The sequence below is a fragment of the Pseudomonas sp. No.21 genome (genome assembly GCF_054558415.1).
Genome location: NZ_BAAJNO010000009.1, coordinates 80296 through 94215 on the forward strand (window position 1 = coordinate 80296; position 13920 = coordinate 94215).

Annotated in this window: 14 protein-coding genes; 9 read left to right on the forward strand and 5 right to left on the reverse strand. The window is 67.4% G+C overall.

Annotated features, from left to right (window positions below; translation table 11 throughout):
• Positions 1-34 precede the first annotated feature (34 nt).
• The 3 genes from ACYJSS_RS19565 to ACYJSS_RS19575 are packed head-to-tail and all read right to left on the reverse strand — an operon-like array spanning position 35 to position 2911.
• Complete coding sequence (locus ACYJSS_RS19565) at positions 35-1357, reverse strand: TRAP transporter large permease (RefSeq protein WP_111264623.1); 1323 nt, start codon at positions 1355-1357, stop codon at positions 35-37.
• Complete coding sequence (locus tag ACYJSS_RS19570) at positions 1354-1887, reverse strand: TRAP transporter small permease (RefSeq protein WP_236206237.1); 534 nt, start codon at positions 1885-1887, stop codon at positions 1354-1356. Before ACYJSS_RS19570 ends, ACYJSS_RS19565 begins: the two co-directional genes overlap by 4 nt.
• A 4-nt stretch (positions 1888-1891) precedes the next feature.
• A complete protein-coding gene (locus tag ACYJSS_RS19575) occupies positions 1892-2911 on the reverse strand; it encodes a TRAP transporter substrate-binding protein (protein WP_236206236.1) in 1020 nt (339 codons plus the stop codon).
• Positions 2912-3249: 338 nt separating this feature from the next.
• On the opposite strand from ACYJSS_RS19575, the gene ACYJSS_RS19580 reads away from it, so the two are divergent.
• A complete protein-coding gene (locus tag ACYJSS_RS19580; protein ID WP_236206235.1) occupies positions 3250-4506 on the forward strand; it encodes an OprD family porin in 1257 nt (418 codons plus the stop codon).
• A 174-nt stretch (positions 4507-4680) separates the two neighbouring features.
• Here the strand turns inward: ACYJSS_RS19580 and hpaA are convergent, their stop codons facing one another.
• Entirely contained in the window at positions 4681-5574 is an 894-nt protein-coding gene (gene hpaA / locus ACYJSS_RS19585) for a 4-hydroxyphenylacetate catabolism regulatory protein HpaA (RefSeq protein ID WP_111264627.1), read from the reverse strand.
• A gap of 25 nt (positions 5575-5599) precedes the next feature.
• Positions 5600-6022, reverse strand: coding sequence for a homoprotocatechuate degradation operon regulator HpaR (hpaR, locus tag ACYJSS_RS19590; RefSeq protein WP_111264628.1), 423 nt, complete (start codon positions 6020-6022; stop codon positions 5600-5602).
• 305 nt (positions 6023-6327) lie between these two features.
• Between hpaR and ACYJSS_RS19595 the strand changes: the two genes are divergently transcribed.
• From ACYJSS_RS19595 to hpaI, 8 genes are all read left to right on the forward strand, one after another.
• On the forward strand, positions 6328-6987 hold the full coding sequence (locus tag ACYJSS_RS19595) for a fumarylacetoacetate hydrolase family protein (protein WP_111264629.1): 660 nt from the start codon (positions 6328-6330) through the stop codon (positions 6985-6987).
• A gap of 10 nt (positions 6988-6997) precedes the next feature.
• Entirely contained in the window at positions 6998-7771 is a 774-nt protein-coding gene (locus ACYJSS_RS19600) for a fumarylacetoacetate hydrolase family protein (RefSeq protein WP_236206234.1), read from the forward strand.
• 2 nt (positions 7772-7773) lie between these two features.
• Positions 7774-9234 (forward strand): 5-carboxymethyl-2-hydroxymuconate semialdehyde dehydrogenase, encoded by a 1461-nt coding sequence (gene hpaE, locus ACYJSS_RS19605; protein WP_236206233.1) that lies wholly within the window; start codon positions 7774-7776, stop codon positions 9232-9234.
• Positions 9235-9355: 121 nt separating this feature from the next.
• Positions 9356-10279 (forward strand): 3,4-dihydroxyphenylacetate 2,3-dioxygenase, encoded by a 924-nt coding sequence (hpaD, locus tag ACYJSS_RS19610; RefSeq protein WP_236206232.1) that lies wholly within the window; start codon positions 9356-9358, stop codon positions 10277-10279.
• Between the two features lie 99 nt (positions 10280-10378).
• Positions 10379-10771, forward strand: a complete 393-nt coding sequence (locus tag ACYJSS_RS19615) for a 5-carboxymethyl-2-hydroxymuconate Delta-isomerase (protein WP_236206231.1) — start codon at positions 10379-10381, stop codon at positions 10769-10771.
• An 81-nt stretch (positions 10772-10852) separates the two neighbouring features.
• Positions 10853-12163 (forward strand): MFS transporter, encoded by a 1311-nt coding sequence (locus ACYJSS_RS19620; protein ID WP_236206230.1) that lies wholly within the window; start codon positions 10853-10855, stop codon positions 12161-12163.
• A gap of 13 nt (positions 12164-12176) precedes the next feature.
• Complete coding sequence (gene hpaH / locus ACYJSS_RS19625; RefSeq protein ID WP_236206229.1) at positions 12177-12980, forward strand: 2-oxo-hept-4-ene-1,7-dioate hydratase; 804 nt, start codon at positions 12177-12179, stop codon at positions 12978-12980.
• Positions 12981-13087: 107 nt separating this feature from the next.
• Positions 13088-13891 (forward strand): 4-hydroxy-2-oxoheptanedioate aldolase, encoded by an 804-nt coding sequence (gene hpaI, locus ACYJSS_RS19630; RefSeq protein ID WP_236206228.1) that lies wholly within the window; start codon positions 13088-13090, stop codon positions 13889-13891.
• Positions 13892-13920 lie beyond the last annotated feature (29 nt).

The following is a 13920-nucleotide window of genomic DNA, read 5'->3' on the forward strand; positions in this document are numbered from 1 at the left end:
CCGCCCGCAGGCGGCCAGGTGCAGCGAGGGACGATCAGAGGCTCAGCAGCCACAGGCTCAGGCCCGGGAAGGCCACCAGCAGCGCGATGCGGGCGAGGTCCGAGCAGAGGAACGGCACGATGCCCCTGGCGGTCTCGCCGTAGGGCACGTCGCCGGCGGCGCGCTGGACGATGAACAGGTTCATGCCCAGGGGCGGATGGATCAGGCCGATCTCCACCACCATCAGCGCGAGGATGCCGAACCAGATGGACTTGTCGGACTCGCTCAGGCCGAAGAAATCCAGGCCCATGATCATCGGGTAGAAGATCGGGATGGTCAGCAGGATCATCGCCAGCGAATCCATCACGCAGCCCAGCGCCAGGTAAAGGCCGAGGATGACCAGCAGCACCAGCATCGGTGCCAGGCCGCTGCCGATCACCCAGGCCGCCAGCTCGCCCGGCATCTGGGTCAGCGCCAGGCCGGAGTTGAGCAGGTCCGCGCCCAGCAGCACGAGGAAGATCATCGCCGAGGTTTCCGCCGTGCCCAGGAGGCTGGCGCGCATGCCCTTCCAGCGCATGCCGCCCTGGGTGAAGGCGAGGATGCCGCAGGCCGCCGCGCCGATGGAGGCCGCCTCGGTGGGGTTGGCCCAGCCGCCGTAGATGCCGACGATCACCACCAGGAACACGCCGATCACCGGCAGCACGCTGACCAGCGCGCGGCCGCGCTCGGCCAGTGATGCCCTGGGCGAGACGGTGGCCTGGGACTCGTCCCGTGCCACCATGATCCGCAGCACCAGCACGTAGCCGATGATGGCGATCACCCCCGGTACCACGGCGGCGACGAAGAGCTTGGCGATGGACTCCTGGGTCAGCACCGCATAGATGATCAGCGGCACCGACGGCGGTATGAGGATGCCCAGGGTGCCGCCGGCCGCCACGGTGGCGGTGGCCAGGCGCCCGGAATAGTTGTGCCGGCGCAGCTCGGGCAGCGCCACGTGGCTCATGGTCGCCGCGGTGGCCAGGGAGGAGCCGCAGATGGCGCCGAAGCCCGCGCAGGCGCCGATGGCGGACATGCCCATGCCGCCCTTCCAGTGGCCGATGAAGGCCGAGGCGCAGCGGAAGATCGAGCGCGACAGGCCACCGTGGGTGGCGAACTGGCCCATCATCACGAACAGCGGGATCACCGCCAGGTCGTAGTTGGACAGGCGCGAATAGGCCAGGTCGTTGAGGGTGAACAGCAGGCTCGACAGGTCGCCGTCGTTGACCGCCCAGAAGCAGGCCGCGCCGCCCACCAGCATGGTCAGGCCGATGTGCACGCGCAGCAGCAACAGGGTCATGGTGATCGCCAGCGCGATCAGCCCCAGGGCCAGGCCGCTCATGCCTCACCTCCCGCGCCGCCCAGCACCCGCGCCACCCGGGCCAGGGCGCAGAGCCCCAGGAGCACCAGGCTCGGCACGATCAGCGCCAGGGGAATCCACAACGGGATCGACAGCAGCGTGGTGACGTCGCCGAACTCGCGGTTGTCGAGCATCTGCAGGCTGGTGCGCCAGGCCAGCAGCCAGGCCACCGCGCAGCACAGCAGATGGGCGAACGCGTCCAGCGCCCGGCGCACCCCGGCGGGCAGCCAGTGGGTCAGCGCGTCCACGCGGATGTGCGTGCCGCGCAGCTCGCACAACGGCAGGAAGGCGGCGATGGCCACCGCAGCCCCCACCTCCACCAGTTCCATGTCGCCACGGATCGGCGCGGAGAACAGCTTGCGGCCGACGATGGACACCACCGACATGCCCACCAGGGCCAGGATGATGCCGCCACCAGCCAGGGCGAAACCATGGGTGAGGCGCAGCAGGGCCCGGCGTACCAGGCCCTCTTGATCGCACGCGTCGAGATCGAAATGCAGCGATTCCTTCATGGCCTCAGTGCCCCGAGCCGGCCAGCGTGCGCACGGCTTCCACCAGCGCCTTGCCGTCCAGGCCCTTGGCATCCGCCTCGTCGATCCAGCCCTGCACCGCGCCATCGGATGCCTTGCGCATCTCGCCGTAGGCGGCGTCGTCCAGCACCACCAGGCCGTCGGCCGGCGTCGCGTCGTGGGCCTTGGCGGTGGCCGCGTCCCAGGCGGTGGCGAAACGCTCGGACAGCACCTTGCCGCTGTTGCGCTCGATGATCGCCTGCAGGTCGGCCGGCAGGCTGTCGAAGCGGCGCTGGTTCATCAGCAGGGTCAGCACCGTGTAGCCGAAGGCCGGCTGCCCGGCCGGCACATCGCTGTGGTAGCGGGTCACCTCGTCCAGCTTGGTCGCCGGCACCACCTCCCACGCGGCCAGTGCGCCGTCGACCACGCCCTTGGAGATCGCCTCGGTCATCTGCGCCGGCGGCATGCTCACCGGGGTCGCGCCCAGGCTTTCCACGGTCTTCGCCGCCGTGCGGCTGGAGGCACGCAGCTTGAGGCCGGCGAGATCGGCCAGGGTGCGCACCGGCTTGCCGCGGGTGTGCAGGCTCATGCCGCCGTCACCGTGCACCACCAGCACCTTGTAGCCCTTGAAGTCGTCGCGGGCGTAGCGCTCGTAGAAGTCCCAGATGATCGCGTTGCCGGCCTGGCCGCCCATGGGCAGGACGAAGGGCAGCTCCAGCGCCTCGACCCGGGGGAACTTGCCGGCGGAATAGGCCGGGGCCGTCCAGACGATATCCGCCACACCGTTGCGTGCCATGTCCGCCAGCTTGGCCGGCGTGCCACCCAATTGCATCGAGGGGTAGAGCTGGCACTTCAGGCGTTCGCCCGACTCCTGGCGCAGTTGCTCGCACCAGGGCTCGATGATGTTGGCCTGGGCGTTGGAGGTGGAGGGCAGGAAGTGGGCGACCTTGAGGGTGATGGTTTCGGCATGGGCCGAGGCGGCACCGAACAGCACCGCGCAGAGGGCGGGAATTGCGAGGGATTTCATGGCGATAGCTCCGTCTTGTTGTTGTAGCCATGCGTGTGGGCGCTGGCGGCATGGGAAGCGAATACTGTTAATACATTAATTTTTATCGCCTGCCTGTCAACAGAAAGAAGCGGACCTGGCGGGTATACGAAAAGCTAAAGTGATTTATCAAGAATATTTATTCTCTATTTTTCAGTTACTTAAAAATCATTAGTGATGTTGTTTATCAGGTTACGTCTCTGCACGGACCAGTCATGGATATTGTTAATATTTTAATTAATGACTAGATTGCCCGGGCCATCGCAGCGGCCAGCCCGTGGCGAAGGCCCTCCGACACACCTTTCCTAGAGACAAGAACAATGACCAGGAAAATACGCTCCGCCCCCGTACTCACCTGCTTGCTGGCGAGCCTCGCCGGCAGCGCCCACGCGGACCTCGTCAAGGACAGCAAGGCCAGCATCGAGGCCCGCAACATGTACATGAACCGCGACTTCCGCCAGGGCGGCGCGCCCCAGGCCAAGGCCGAGGAATGGGCCCAGGGCTTCACTGCGCGCTTCGAGTCCGGCTTCACCGAAGGCACCATCGGTGTGGGCCTCGACGCCATCGGCCAGGTGGCGATCAAGCTCGACTCCAGCCGCGACCGTCGCGGCACCGGCCTGCTGGCCTATGGCGCCCAGAGCCTGGAGCCCGAGGACAACTACAGCGAACTGGGCCTGACCGCCAAGCTGCGCGCCTCCAAGAGCGTGCTGCGCATCGGCACCCTGCAGCCGCAGTTGCCGGTGGCGGCCTACAACGACGTGCGCCTGCTCTCCTCCACCTACGCCGGCGGCCTGCTCACCTCGCAGGAGCTCGACGGCCTGACGCTCAACCTGGGGCGGCTGGAGAAGATCAACCTGCGGGATTCGTCGAGCAACGACGAGATGAACTACGGCGGCGTGGAAAGTGCGCACCTGGACCTGCTCGGCGGCAGCTACGCGCTCAGCCCGGCACTGACGCTGAGCTACTACCACGCACAGATGCAGGACATCTATCGCCAGCACTACCTCGGCCTGGTGCACAACGCCACCCTCGGCGAGGGCATCACCCTCAAGACCGACCTGCGCTACTTCGACACCGGCGAGGACGGCGAGCACCGCTACCGCAGCACCGCGCGGGTGGACGGCGGACGCATCGACAACCGCTTCTTCAACGGCATGGTCACCCTCGGCATGGGCGCCCACAAGGTCGGCGTCGGTTACCAGAACCTCTCCGGCGACGGTGACTTCGCCTACCCGGGGCTGGACCCCTACTCGGTGAACCTGGTGACCTTCAACGTCTTCACCAAGGCCGAGACCGATGCCTGGCAGGCGCGCTACGACTTCGACTTCGTCGCCCTCGGCGTGCCCGGCCTGAGCTTCATGACCCGTTACGTCAGCGGCAGGAACGTGCAGACCGCCACCGTGCAGGACGGCCGCGAATGGGAGCGCGACACCGACCTCGTCTACACCTTCCAGGATGGCTCGCTCAAGGGCCTGAACATCCGCCTGCGCAACGCCACCTTCCGCTCCGGCGACGGCCTGCGCACCGATGTCGACGAAAACCGCCTGATCATCGGCTACACCCTGCCGCTGTTCTGATTGCCCCACGGGGGATTGCGGCACAGCGCCGGCGTAGGGTGGACCGCGCTTCATCGGTCCACCTTTCGTGTTAGGGGCCGTGCCGTAGGTTGGCGCCGAGCACAGCGAGGCCCAACGCACGATGTTCGGCCTGGCAACGTTGGGCTTCGGCCCGGGAACGGAGCCGGCACGAACCTACCCGCCGTTGCGCGCCCGGTACTCGCCGGGCGTGATGCCGGCATGGCGGGAGAAGAAGCGGCTGAAGTAGGCCGGGTCCTTGAAGCCCAGCTGGTAGCAGATCTCGTTCACCGAGCGGCCGGTGAACAGCAACAGCCGGCGCGCCTCCTGCATCAGGCGCTCATGCACCAGGCGCTTGGACGGCAGGCCCGCGACCCGACGGCAGATGTCGTTGAGGCGCGCCTCGGTCACGCCGATCTGCCGCGCGTACTCGGCCAGTGCCCAGTGCTGGGGGTAGTGCTCCTCGATCAGCGCGTTGAAACGGTGGAAGAACTGCAAGTCGTCACGCCGCGCCGGCTGCGCCTTGAGCGAGCGGGTGGAGAGGCGCAGCAGGCTGATGAAGATCAGCCGGGTCAGCGCCTCCAGGCTTTCCGCGCGGCCGGAGTGCTGGCTGCGGAACTCGTCGCCGAGGTAGTCGAACAGTTGGTCGAGGCGCCGCACCTCGGCGGCAAAGCCCTCGTCCAGTTCGTCGAAGGCCACGCAGACGGCACCGATCTGCGGCCCGGCGGCCAGGCCACGCCCGGCCTCCAGCAGCGGCCACACCAGTTGCTGGCGCACCGTCAGTACATGGCCGTCGGCGTCCGCCTCGGTGACGAAGGAATGGGGGATGGTCGGCGGGGTGAGGAAGAACAGCGGCCCCTGGCGGTGATATTGCAGCTCGTCGAGGTAGACGCGCACCGAGCCGCTCTTCACGTAGTGCACCTGGAAGAAGCGGTCGTGACGGTGCACCGGCATGTTGCGGCCGAAGAAGTCGGCCAGCCGGCCCAGTTGCTCGTAGTGCACGTCGGCATCGGCGTAGCGCTGGTCGTAGACCTGGCCGATGTCGATGTTGGGGATCGGGGAAGACGCCATGGTCCGCAGCCTCACCCGATCGCTATCAAGGCTTGATCTGCTTGAGTTCGTTGAGCAGGCCCAGCAGCTGCTGCAGCTTCTCCTCGCCGAACTGCTCCTGGATGCGCTGGTAGTTGCTCTCCATGCCATCGCTCATGGACACGAAGCACTGCTGCCCCTGCTCGGTCAGCCCGACATAGACGCGGCGCTGGTCCTGGGGTGACTTCCAGCGGCGGACGATGCCGTCGCGCTCCATGCGTACCAGCACGCCGGTCATGCTCGGCTTGAGGATGCAGGCCTGGTGCGCCAGTTGGTGGCTCTCCATCTCGCCGTTCTGCCGCAGGATGCGGATCACCCGCCATTGCTGCTCGGTCAGCCCGTGCTGATTGAGCAGCGGGCGGAAGAACCCCATCGCCGCCTCGCGTGCCTGCAGGAGGGTCAGGGTCAGGGAAGGTCTGGGCGTTGCCATGTGTGCTCCGGATTAACGCGATGGCGGATTTAAGCAACAACCGGCGACGCGAAGCAAACCCCATGCGCCCTCCCGACCGCCTTGTCACGGAAGGTCAAGCGCCTGGCAGGAATGGACAATCCGCCGGCCGCGCCGGGGTTTCTAATGGCTCAACGATCGAATCGTCCTTTGGTAGGGCTTGATCATCGTTAATATATTAATTATAAAGTTAGCATGTTAACGAAATGACTTCGGGTGCCGCTTCCCACCGTCAGCGCGCACCTTCTTTTATCCGGGGATGACCCCACTGCTTCAGGAGTGAACCCATGCGTCGCGCAACCAGCGAAGTCGCTACCGGCACCCTGTTCGGCGTCGCGCTGAACTACCAGGGCCTGCTCGAAAGCCGACTGGCCGAGTTCGACCAACCGCCTTACCAGAAGCCGCCGGTCAAGCCGGTGCTGTTCATCAAGACCTCCAACACCCGCAATGGCGACGGCCAGCCGGTGCCCTACCCGCGTGACGTCGAGCGCCTGCAGCCGGGCCCGGCCCTGGGCGTGGTGATCGGCCGCAACGCCAGCCGCGTCAGCGCCGAGAACGCCATGGCGCATGTCGCCGGCTACCTGGTGGTGAACGAGTTCAGCCTGCCGGAGGACAGCTACTACCGCCCGGCGGTCAAGGCCAAGTGCCGTGACGGCTTCTGCCCCCTGGCCAGCGAAGTGGTGCCGGCCAGCGAGATCGCCGATCCGCATGCCCTGCCCCTGCGCCTCTTCGTCAACGGCGAACTGCGCCAGGAAAACACCACCGCCAACCTGGTGCGCAGCATTCCCCAACTGATCGCCGAGATCAGCGAGTTCATGACCCTGCACGAAGGCGACGTGCTGATCACCGGCACCCCCGAGGGCCGCGTCGACGTGCGCCCCGGCGATGAAGTGGTGGTGGAGATCGAAGGCCTGGGCCGGCTCACCAGCACCCTGGTCGCGGAATAAGGAGACGCAGATGAAACACGCACGCATCCGATACCAGGGCGACATCCACGCCGTGACCGTCGAAGACGGCAACGCCGTCCGCCTCGCCGATGGCCGCCTGCTGGCCGAAGACCAGGTCGAATGGCTGCCCCCGGCCACCGGCAGCATGTTCGCCCTCGGCCTGAACTACGCCGATCACGCCGCCGAACTGGCCTTCAAGGCGCCCACCGAGCCGCTGGCCTTCATCAAGTCCCCCGGCACCTACACCGGCCACAACCAAGTCACCTGGCGCCCGGACAACGTCGCCTACATGCACTACGAGTGCGAGCTGGTGGCGGTGATCGGCAAGCCCGCGCGCAACGTCAAGCGCGAGGACGCCCTGCAGTACCTGGCCGGCTACACCGTCTGCAACGACTACGCCATCCGCGACTTTCTCGAGAACTACTACCGCCCCAACCTGCGGGTGAAGAACCGCGACTGCACCACCCCGGTCGGCCCCTGGATCGTCGACGCCGCCGACGTGCCGGCCCCGTCGAAGCTCAGGCTGCGCACCTGGATCAACGGCGAGTTGAAGCAGGAAGGCACCACCGCCGACATGATCTTCGACATCCCCTACCTGATCGAATACTTCTCCAGCTTCATGACCCTGCAGCCGGGCGACATGATCGCCACCGGCACGCCGGAGGGCCTGGCCAACGTGGTGCCGGGCGATGAAGTGGTGGTGGAAGTGGAAGGCGTCGGCCGCCTGGTCAACCGCATCGTCAGCGAAGCCGAGTTCTTCGCGTCCCGTAACAACGAGGTCTGAACATGATCAAGCACTGGATCGATGGCCGCGAGGTCGAAAGCAAAGACGTCTTCACCAACTACAACCCCGCCACTGGCGAGGCCATCGGTGAGGTCGCCAGCGGCGGCGCCGAGGAGATCGCCGCGGCCGTCGCCGCCGCCAAGGAGGCCTTCCCCAAGTGGGCCAACACCCCGGCATCGGCCCGCGCCAAGCTGATGCGCAAGCTGGGTGAACTGATCGACCAGAACGTGCCCAAGCTGGCCGAGCTGGAGACCCTGGACACCGGCCTGCCGATCCACCAGACCAGGAACGTGCTGATCCCCCGCGCCTCGCACAACTTCGAGTTCTTCGCCGAGGTCTGCACCCGCATGGACGGCCACAGCTACCCGGTGGACGACCAGATGCTCAACTACACCCTCTACCAGCCGGTGGGCGTGTGTGGCCTGGTCTCCCCGTGGAACGTGCCGTTCATGACCGCCACCTGGAAGACCGCGCCCTGCCTGGCCCTGGGCAACACCGCCGTGCTGAAGATGAGCGAACTGTCGCCGCTGACCGCCAACGAACTGGGTCGCCTGGCGCTGGAAGCCGGCATCCCCAAGGGCGTGCTCAACGTGGTGCAGGGCTACGGCGCCACCGCCGGCGACGCCCTGGTCCGCCACCCGGACGTGCGCGCCATCTCCTTCACCGGCGGCACCGCCACAGGCCGCAAGATCATGCAGACCGCCGGCCTGAAGAAGTACTCCATGGAACTGGGCGGCAAGAGCCCGGTGTTGATCTTCGATGACGCCGACCTCGATCGCGCCCTCGACGCCGCGCTGTTCACCATCTTCTCGCTCAACGGCGAGCGCTGCACCGCCGGCAGCCGCATCTTCATCCAGGAAACCGTCTACGACCGCTTCGTCGCCGAGTTCGCCGCCCGCGCCAAACGCCTGATCGTCGGCGACCCGCAGGACCCGAAGACCCAGGTCGGCTCGATGATCACCCAGGCCCACTACGACAAGGTCACCGGCTACATCCGCATCGGCATGGAAGAAGGCGCCACCCTGCTGGCCGGCGGCCTCGATCGCCCGGCGGGCCTGCCGGCGCACCTGGCCAAGGGGCAGTTCATCCAGCCCACGGTGTTCGCCGACGTCGACAACCGCATGCGCATCGCCCAGGAAGAGATCTTCGGTCCGGTGGTCTGCCTGATCCGCTTCAAGGACGAGGCCGAAGCGCTGCAACTGGCCAACGACACCGAATACGGCCTGGCCTCCTACGTCTGGACCCAGGACATCGGCAAGGCCCACCGCCTGGCCCGTGGCATCGAGGCCGGCATGGTCTTCATCAACAGCCAGAACGTGCGTGACCTGCGCCAGCCGTTCGGCGGCGTGAAGGGCTCCGGCACCGGCCGCGAAGGCGGCCAGTACAGCTTCGAAGTGTTCGCGGAGATCAAGAACGTGTGCATTTCCATGGGCAGCCACCACATCCCGCGCTGGGGCCTGTGAGGCACCGCGCCCCTTCTCGCCTTCGAGGAAGGGGCGCAGGATAACGATTACCGAGCGTGCACCGACAATCACAATGAACCCTGAAGGCCCGGCGGCGGGCCTTCCACTCGGAGTAACGACCATGGGCAAACTCGCTCTGGCTGCCAAGATCACCCACGTACCCTCCATGTACATCAGCGAGCTCGAAGGCCCGCGCAAGGGCTTCCGCAAGGCGGCCATCGACGGCCATATCGAGATCGGCCGGCGCTGCCGCGAGCTGGGCGTGGACACCCTGGTGGTGTTCGACACCCACTGGCTGGTCAACGCCAACTACCACATCAACTGCGGCAAGCACTTCCAGGGGCTGTACACCAGCAACGAGCTGCCGCACTTCATCGCCAACATGGAGTACGAATTCCCCGGCAACCCCGAGCTGGGCCACCTGCTGGCGGCGGAATGCAACCGCTACGGCGTGGAGACCATGGCCCACGACGCCACCACCCTGGCGCCCGAGTACGGCACCCTGGTGCCCATGCGCTACATGAACACCGACCAGCACTTCAAGGTGATCTCGGTCTCCGCGCTGTGCACCTCCCACTACCTCAACGACAGCGCCCGCCTCGGCTGGGCCATGCGCAAGGCGGTGGAAGAGCACTACGACGGCACCGTGGCCTTCCTCGCCAGCGGGTCGCTGTCCCACCGTTTCGCCCAGAACGGCCAGGCCCCGGAGTTCGCCACCAAGATCTGGAGCCCCTTCCTCGAAACCCTCGACCAGCGCGTGATCCAGATGTGGGAAGGCGCCGAGTGGGAGGAGTTCTGCGGCATGCTCCCCGAGTACGCGGCCAAGGGCCACGGCGAAGGCTTCATGCACGACACCGCGATGCTGCTCGGCGCCCTCGGCTGGTCGAAGTACGACGGCCACGCTGAAGTCATCACCCCCTACTTCGCCGCCTCCGGCACCGGCCAGCTCAACGCCGTGTTCCCGGTCACCCCGCAGGACGGCTCGACCATCCCGCAACCGCAAGCCTCCAACCCGGCCGGCGTCGCTTCCGCCAGCCGCCTGTAGCACCCGTGGCGGCAGGCCCAGACCCGCCGCCACACACCCTGAACGCCACGCCAGCCGGTGGCGGATGCGCAGCCGTCATCCGCACCAGAGGAGGTCTGCATGCCCCACTTCATCGCCGAATACACCCACAACATCGAAGCCGAGGCCGACCTGCCCGGCCTGTTCGAGAAGGTCCACGCCAGCCTGGGCGCTTCCGGGGTCTTCCCCCTCGGCGGCATCCGCAGCCGTGCCGTGCGCCTGGACACCTGGCGCATGGCCGACGGCCAGCACGACTACGCCTTCGTCCACATGACCCTGAAGGTGGGCGCCGGCCGCGACCTGGCCACCCGCCGCCAGGTGGCCGATGCGCTGTTCGAGGTGATCAGCGGCCACTTCGCCGCACTCCAGGCCCGGCGCCTGCTGGCCCTCTCCTTCGAGATGACCGAGCTGGACGCCGAGCTCAACTACAAGCTCAACAACGTCCACGCCTTCCTCAAGGGCCAGGCCGGCTGACCCCCGGCCCACCGCCGGCGCGGGGTGGCAACGCCCCGCGCCGCGCACCCCGACGCGACTCCCAACAAGAAGTACAAGACCATGAGCACCGCCCACACTGCCTGCCCCAACGGCGCTGACCACGCCACCCGCGACACCACCCACCGCACCGTCACCTGGCGGCTCATGCCGCTGCTGCTGGTGTGCTACCTGTTCGCCCACCTGGACCGCATCAACATCGGCTTCGCCAAGATGCAGATGAGCGCCGACCTGCAGTTCAGCGACACCGTCTACGGCTTCGGCGCCGGCCTGTTCTTCATCGCCTACGCCCTGTTCGGCGTGCCCAGCAACCTCGCCCTCGACCGCGTCGGCCCGCGCCGCTGGATCGCCACCCTGATGGTGGTCTGGGGCGTGCTCTCCACCAGCATGTTCCTGGTGCAGGGCGCCACCGGCTTCTACGTCCTGCGCTTTTTGCTGGGGGTCGCCGAGGCCGGTTTCTTCCCCGGCATCCTCGTCTACCTCAACCGCTGGTACCCGGCCCGCCGCCGCGCGCAGATCACCGCCCTGTTCGCCATCGCCGTGCCCATGGCCGGGGTGATCGGCGGGCCGCTGTCCGGCGCCATCCTCGAAGGCTTCCACGACGCCCTCGGCCTGCGCGGCTGGCAGTGGATGTTCCTCCTCGAAGGCGCCCCCGTGGTGCTGCTCGGCCTGCTGGTCTGGGCTCGCCTGCCGGAGCGCTTCGATGACGTCGCCTGGCTCGACGACGCCCAGAAGCGCCAGCTGCGCGAAGACATGGCCCAGGAGGAACAGCGCAAGCCGATCACCTCCTTCGCCGGCATCCTGCGCGACCGCCACGTCTGGCTGCTGGTGGCCATCTACTTCGCCGTGATGCTCGCGGTGAACACCCTGGCCTTCTGGATGCCCACCCTGATCCACGGCGCCGGCGTCGCCCGCGACAGCCAGGTCGGCCTGCTCAGCGCCGTGCCCTACCTCGCCGGGGTGTTCTTCATGCTCGCCTGCGGCCGCTCCTCGGACCGCCACTGCGAACGCCGCTGGCACCTCTGCGTGCCGCTGCTGATGTGCGCCGTGGGCATCGCCAGCAGCGGCCTCGCGCCCACCAGCGCGATCCCCGTGCTGGCCGGCCTGATCATCGCCGGCATGGGCGCCAGCGCCGCCCTGCCGATGTTCTGGCAACTGCCGCCGGCCTTCCTCTCCGACAAGGCCCAGGCCGCGGGCATCGGCCTCATCAGCTCGTTCGGCAGCATCGCCTCGTTCCTCGCGCCCTACCTCATCGGCTGGATGCGCGACACCACCCAAAGCGCCAGCCTCGCGCTGTTCGTCCTGGCCTTCTTCATCGCCCTCGGCGCCGGACTGGTGCTGCGCACCCCGGCCGCCCTGGTCAATCCACGCTAAGAGAGACCCCACCATGCTCGACGCCACCCTGATCCAGCAGGCCGCCGCCCGACTCGACGCCGCCGAACGCTCGCGGCAGCAGATCCGCCAGTTCTCCCTGGACCACCCCGGCATCACCATCGAAGACGCCTACGCCATCCAGCGCGCCTGGGTGGCGCAGAAGATCAGCGACGGGCGCAAGCTGGTGGGCCACAAGATCGGCCTCACCTCCCGCGCCATGCAGGTGTCCTCCAACATCACCGAGCCGGACTACGGCGCGCTGCTGGATGACATGTTCTTCGACGAAGGCAGCGACATCCCCTTCGAGCGCTTCATCGTCCCCCGCGTGGAAGTGGAGCTGGCCTTCGTCCTCGGCAAGCCGCTGCGCGGGCCGAACGTCACCCTGTTCGACGTGCTCGACGCCACCGAGTGGGTCATCCCCGCCCTGGAGATCATCGACGCCCGCATCCAGCAGGTGGACCCGCAGACCCAGGTCACCCGCAAGGTCTTCGACACCATCTCCGACAACGCCGCCAACGCCGGCGTGGTGATGGGCGGACGCGCCGTGCGCCCCACCGAGATCGACCTGCGCCGCGTGCCCGCCGTGCTCTACCGCAACGGCGTGATCGAGGAATCCGGCGTCTCCGCCGCCGTGCTCAACCACCCGGCCAAGGGCGTCGCCTGGCTGGCCAACAAGCTGGCGCCCTACGACGTCACCCTGGAAGCCGGGCAGATCATCCTCGGCGGCTCCTTCACCCGCCCGGTGGCCGCCCGCCCCGGCGACACCTTCCATGTCGACTACGACCAGCTGGGCTCGATTGCCTGTCGGTTTGTTTGAATTTGAGCTGGAAGCCTAGAGCTTGAAGCTGGAAGAAAAGGCGGTTCGTGCGCGCTTCCAGCTTCCGGCTTCCAGCTTCCAGCTTCCAGCTTCCCAAGGAGCGTCCCATGCCCACCCTCATCAACACCTTCAAACACCGCCTCCTGGCCGGCGACGCACAGATCGGCCTGTGGCTCGGCCTGGCTGATCCTTATTGCGCGGAGCTGGCCGCCAATGCCGGCTTCGACTGGCTGCTGATCGACGGCGAGCACGCGCCCAACGACCTGCGCAGCCTGCTCGGCCAGTTGCAGGCGGTGGCGCCCTACCCGTCGCAGCCGATCATCCGCCCGCCCATCGGCGACCCGGTGCTGATCAAGCAGCTGCTGGACATCGGCGCGCAGACCCTGCTGGTGCCCATGGTGGATTCCGCCGCCCAGGCCGCCGAGCTGGTGCGCGCCATGCGCTACCCGCCGTCCGGCATCCGTGGCGTCGGCAGCGCCCTGGCCCGCGCCTCGCGCTGGAATAGCGTGCCCGGCTACCTGGACCAGGCCGACGAGCAGATGTGCCTGCTGGTACAGATCGAAAACCTCGACGGCCTCGCCGCGCTCGATGCCATCGCTGCCACCGAGGGCGTCGACGGCGTGTTCATCGGCCCGGCCGACCTTTCCGCCGCCATGGGCCATCGCGGCAATCCCGGGCATCCCGAGGTGCAGGCCGCCATCGAGGACGCCATCGCCCGCATCCGCCGTGCCGGCAAGGCCGCCGGCATCCTCAGCGCCGACGAGACCCTGGCCCGCCGCTACCTGGAACTGGGCTGCGCCTTCGTCGCCGTCGGCGTCGACACCAGCCTGCTGATGAAGTCCCTGCAGGCCCTCGCCGGCCGCTTCAAGGGCACGCCCGCCCCGCAATCCAGCGCCGGCAGCGTCTACTGAGCCGAACACCCTCAACCTCTTACAGCCCG

Bases quoted from the DNA above. Each gene is read 5' to 3' on its own strand.
- ACYJSS_RS19565 (WP_111264623.1), bottom strand. From the start codon at position 1,357: ATGAGCGGCCTGGCCCTGGGGCTGATCGCGCTGGCGATCACCATGACC.
- ACYJSS_RS19620 (WP_236206230.1), top strand. From the start codon at position 10,853: ATGAGCACCGCCCACACTGCCTGCCCCAACGGCGCTGACCACGCCACC.
- ACYJSS_RS19570 (WP_236206237.1), bottom strand. From the start codon at position 1,887: ATGAAGGAATCGCTGCATTTCGATCTCGACGCGTGCGATCAAGAGGGC.
- hpaA (WP_111264627.1), bottom strand. From the start codon at position 5,574: ATGGCGTCTTCCCCGATCCCCAACATCGACATCGGCCAGGTCTACGAC.
- ACYJSS_RS19595 (WP_111264629.1), top strand. From the start codon at position 6,328: ATGCGTCGCGCAACCAGCGAAGTCGCTACCGGCACCCTGTTCGGCGTC.
- hpaI (WP_236206228.1), top strand. From the start codon at position 13,088: ATGCCCACCCTCATCAACACCTTCAAACACCGCCTCCTGGCCGGCGAC.
- ACYJSS_RS19580 (WP_236206235.1), top strand. From the start codon at position 3,250: ATGACCAGGAAAATACGCTCCGCCCCCGTACTCACCTGCTTGCTGGCG.
- ACYJSS_RS19615 (WP_236206231.1), top strand. From the start codon at position 10,379: ATGCCCCACTTCATCGCCGAATACACCCACAACATCGAAGCCGAGGCC.
- hpaH (WP_236206229.1), top strand. From the start codon at position 12,177: ATGCTCGACGCCACCCTGATCCAGCAGGCCGCCGCCCGACTCGACGCC.
- hpaR (WP_111264628.1), bottom strand. From the start codon at position 6,022: ATGGCAACGCCCAGACCTTCCCTGACCCTGACCCTCCTGCAGGCACGC.
- ACYJSS_RS19600 (WP_236206234.1), top strand. From the start codon at position 6,998: ATGAAACACGCACGCATCCGATACCAGGGCGACATCCACGCCGTGACC.
- ACYJSS_RS19575 (WP_236206236.1), bottom strand. From the start codon at position 2,911: ATGAAATCCCTCGCAATTCCCGCCCTCTGCGCGGTGCTGTTCGGTGCC.
- hpaE (WP_236206233.1), top strand. From the start codon at position 7,774: ATGATCAAGCACTGGATCGATGGCCGCGAGGTCGAAAGCAAAGACGTC.
- hpaD (WP_236206232.1), top strand. From the start codon at position 9,356: ATGGGCAAACTCGCTCTGGCTGCCAAGATCACCCACGTACCCTCCATG.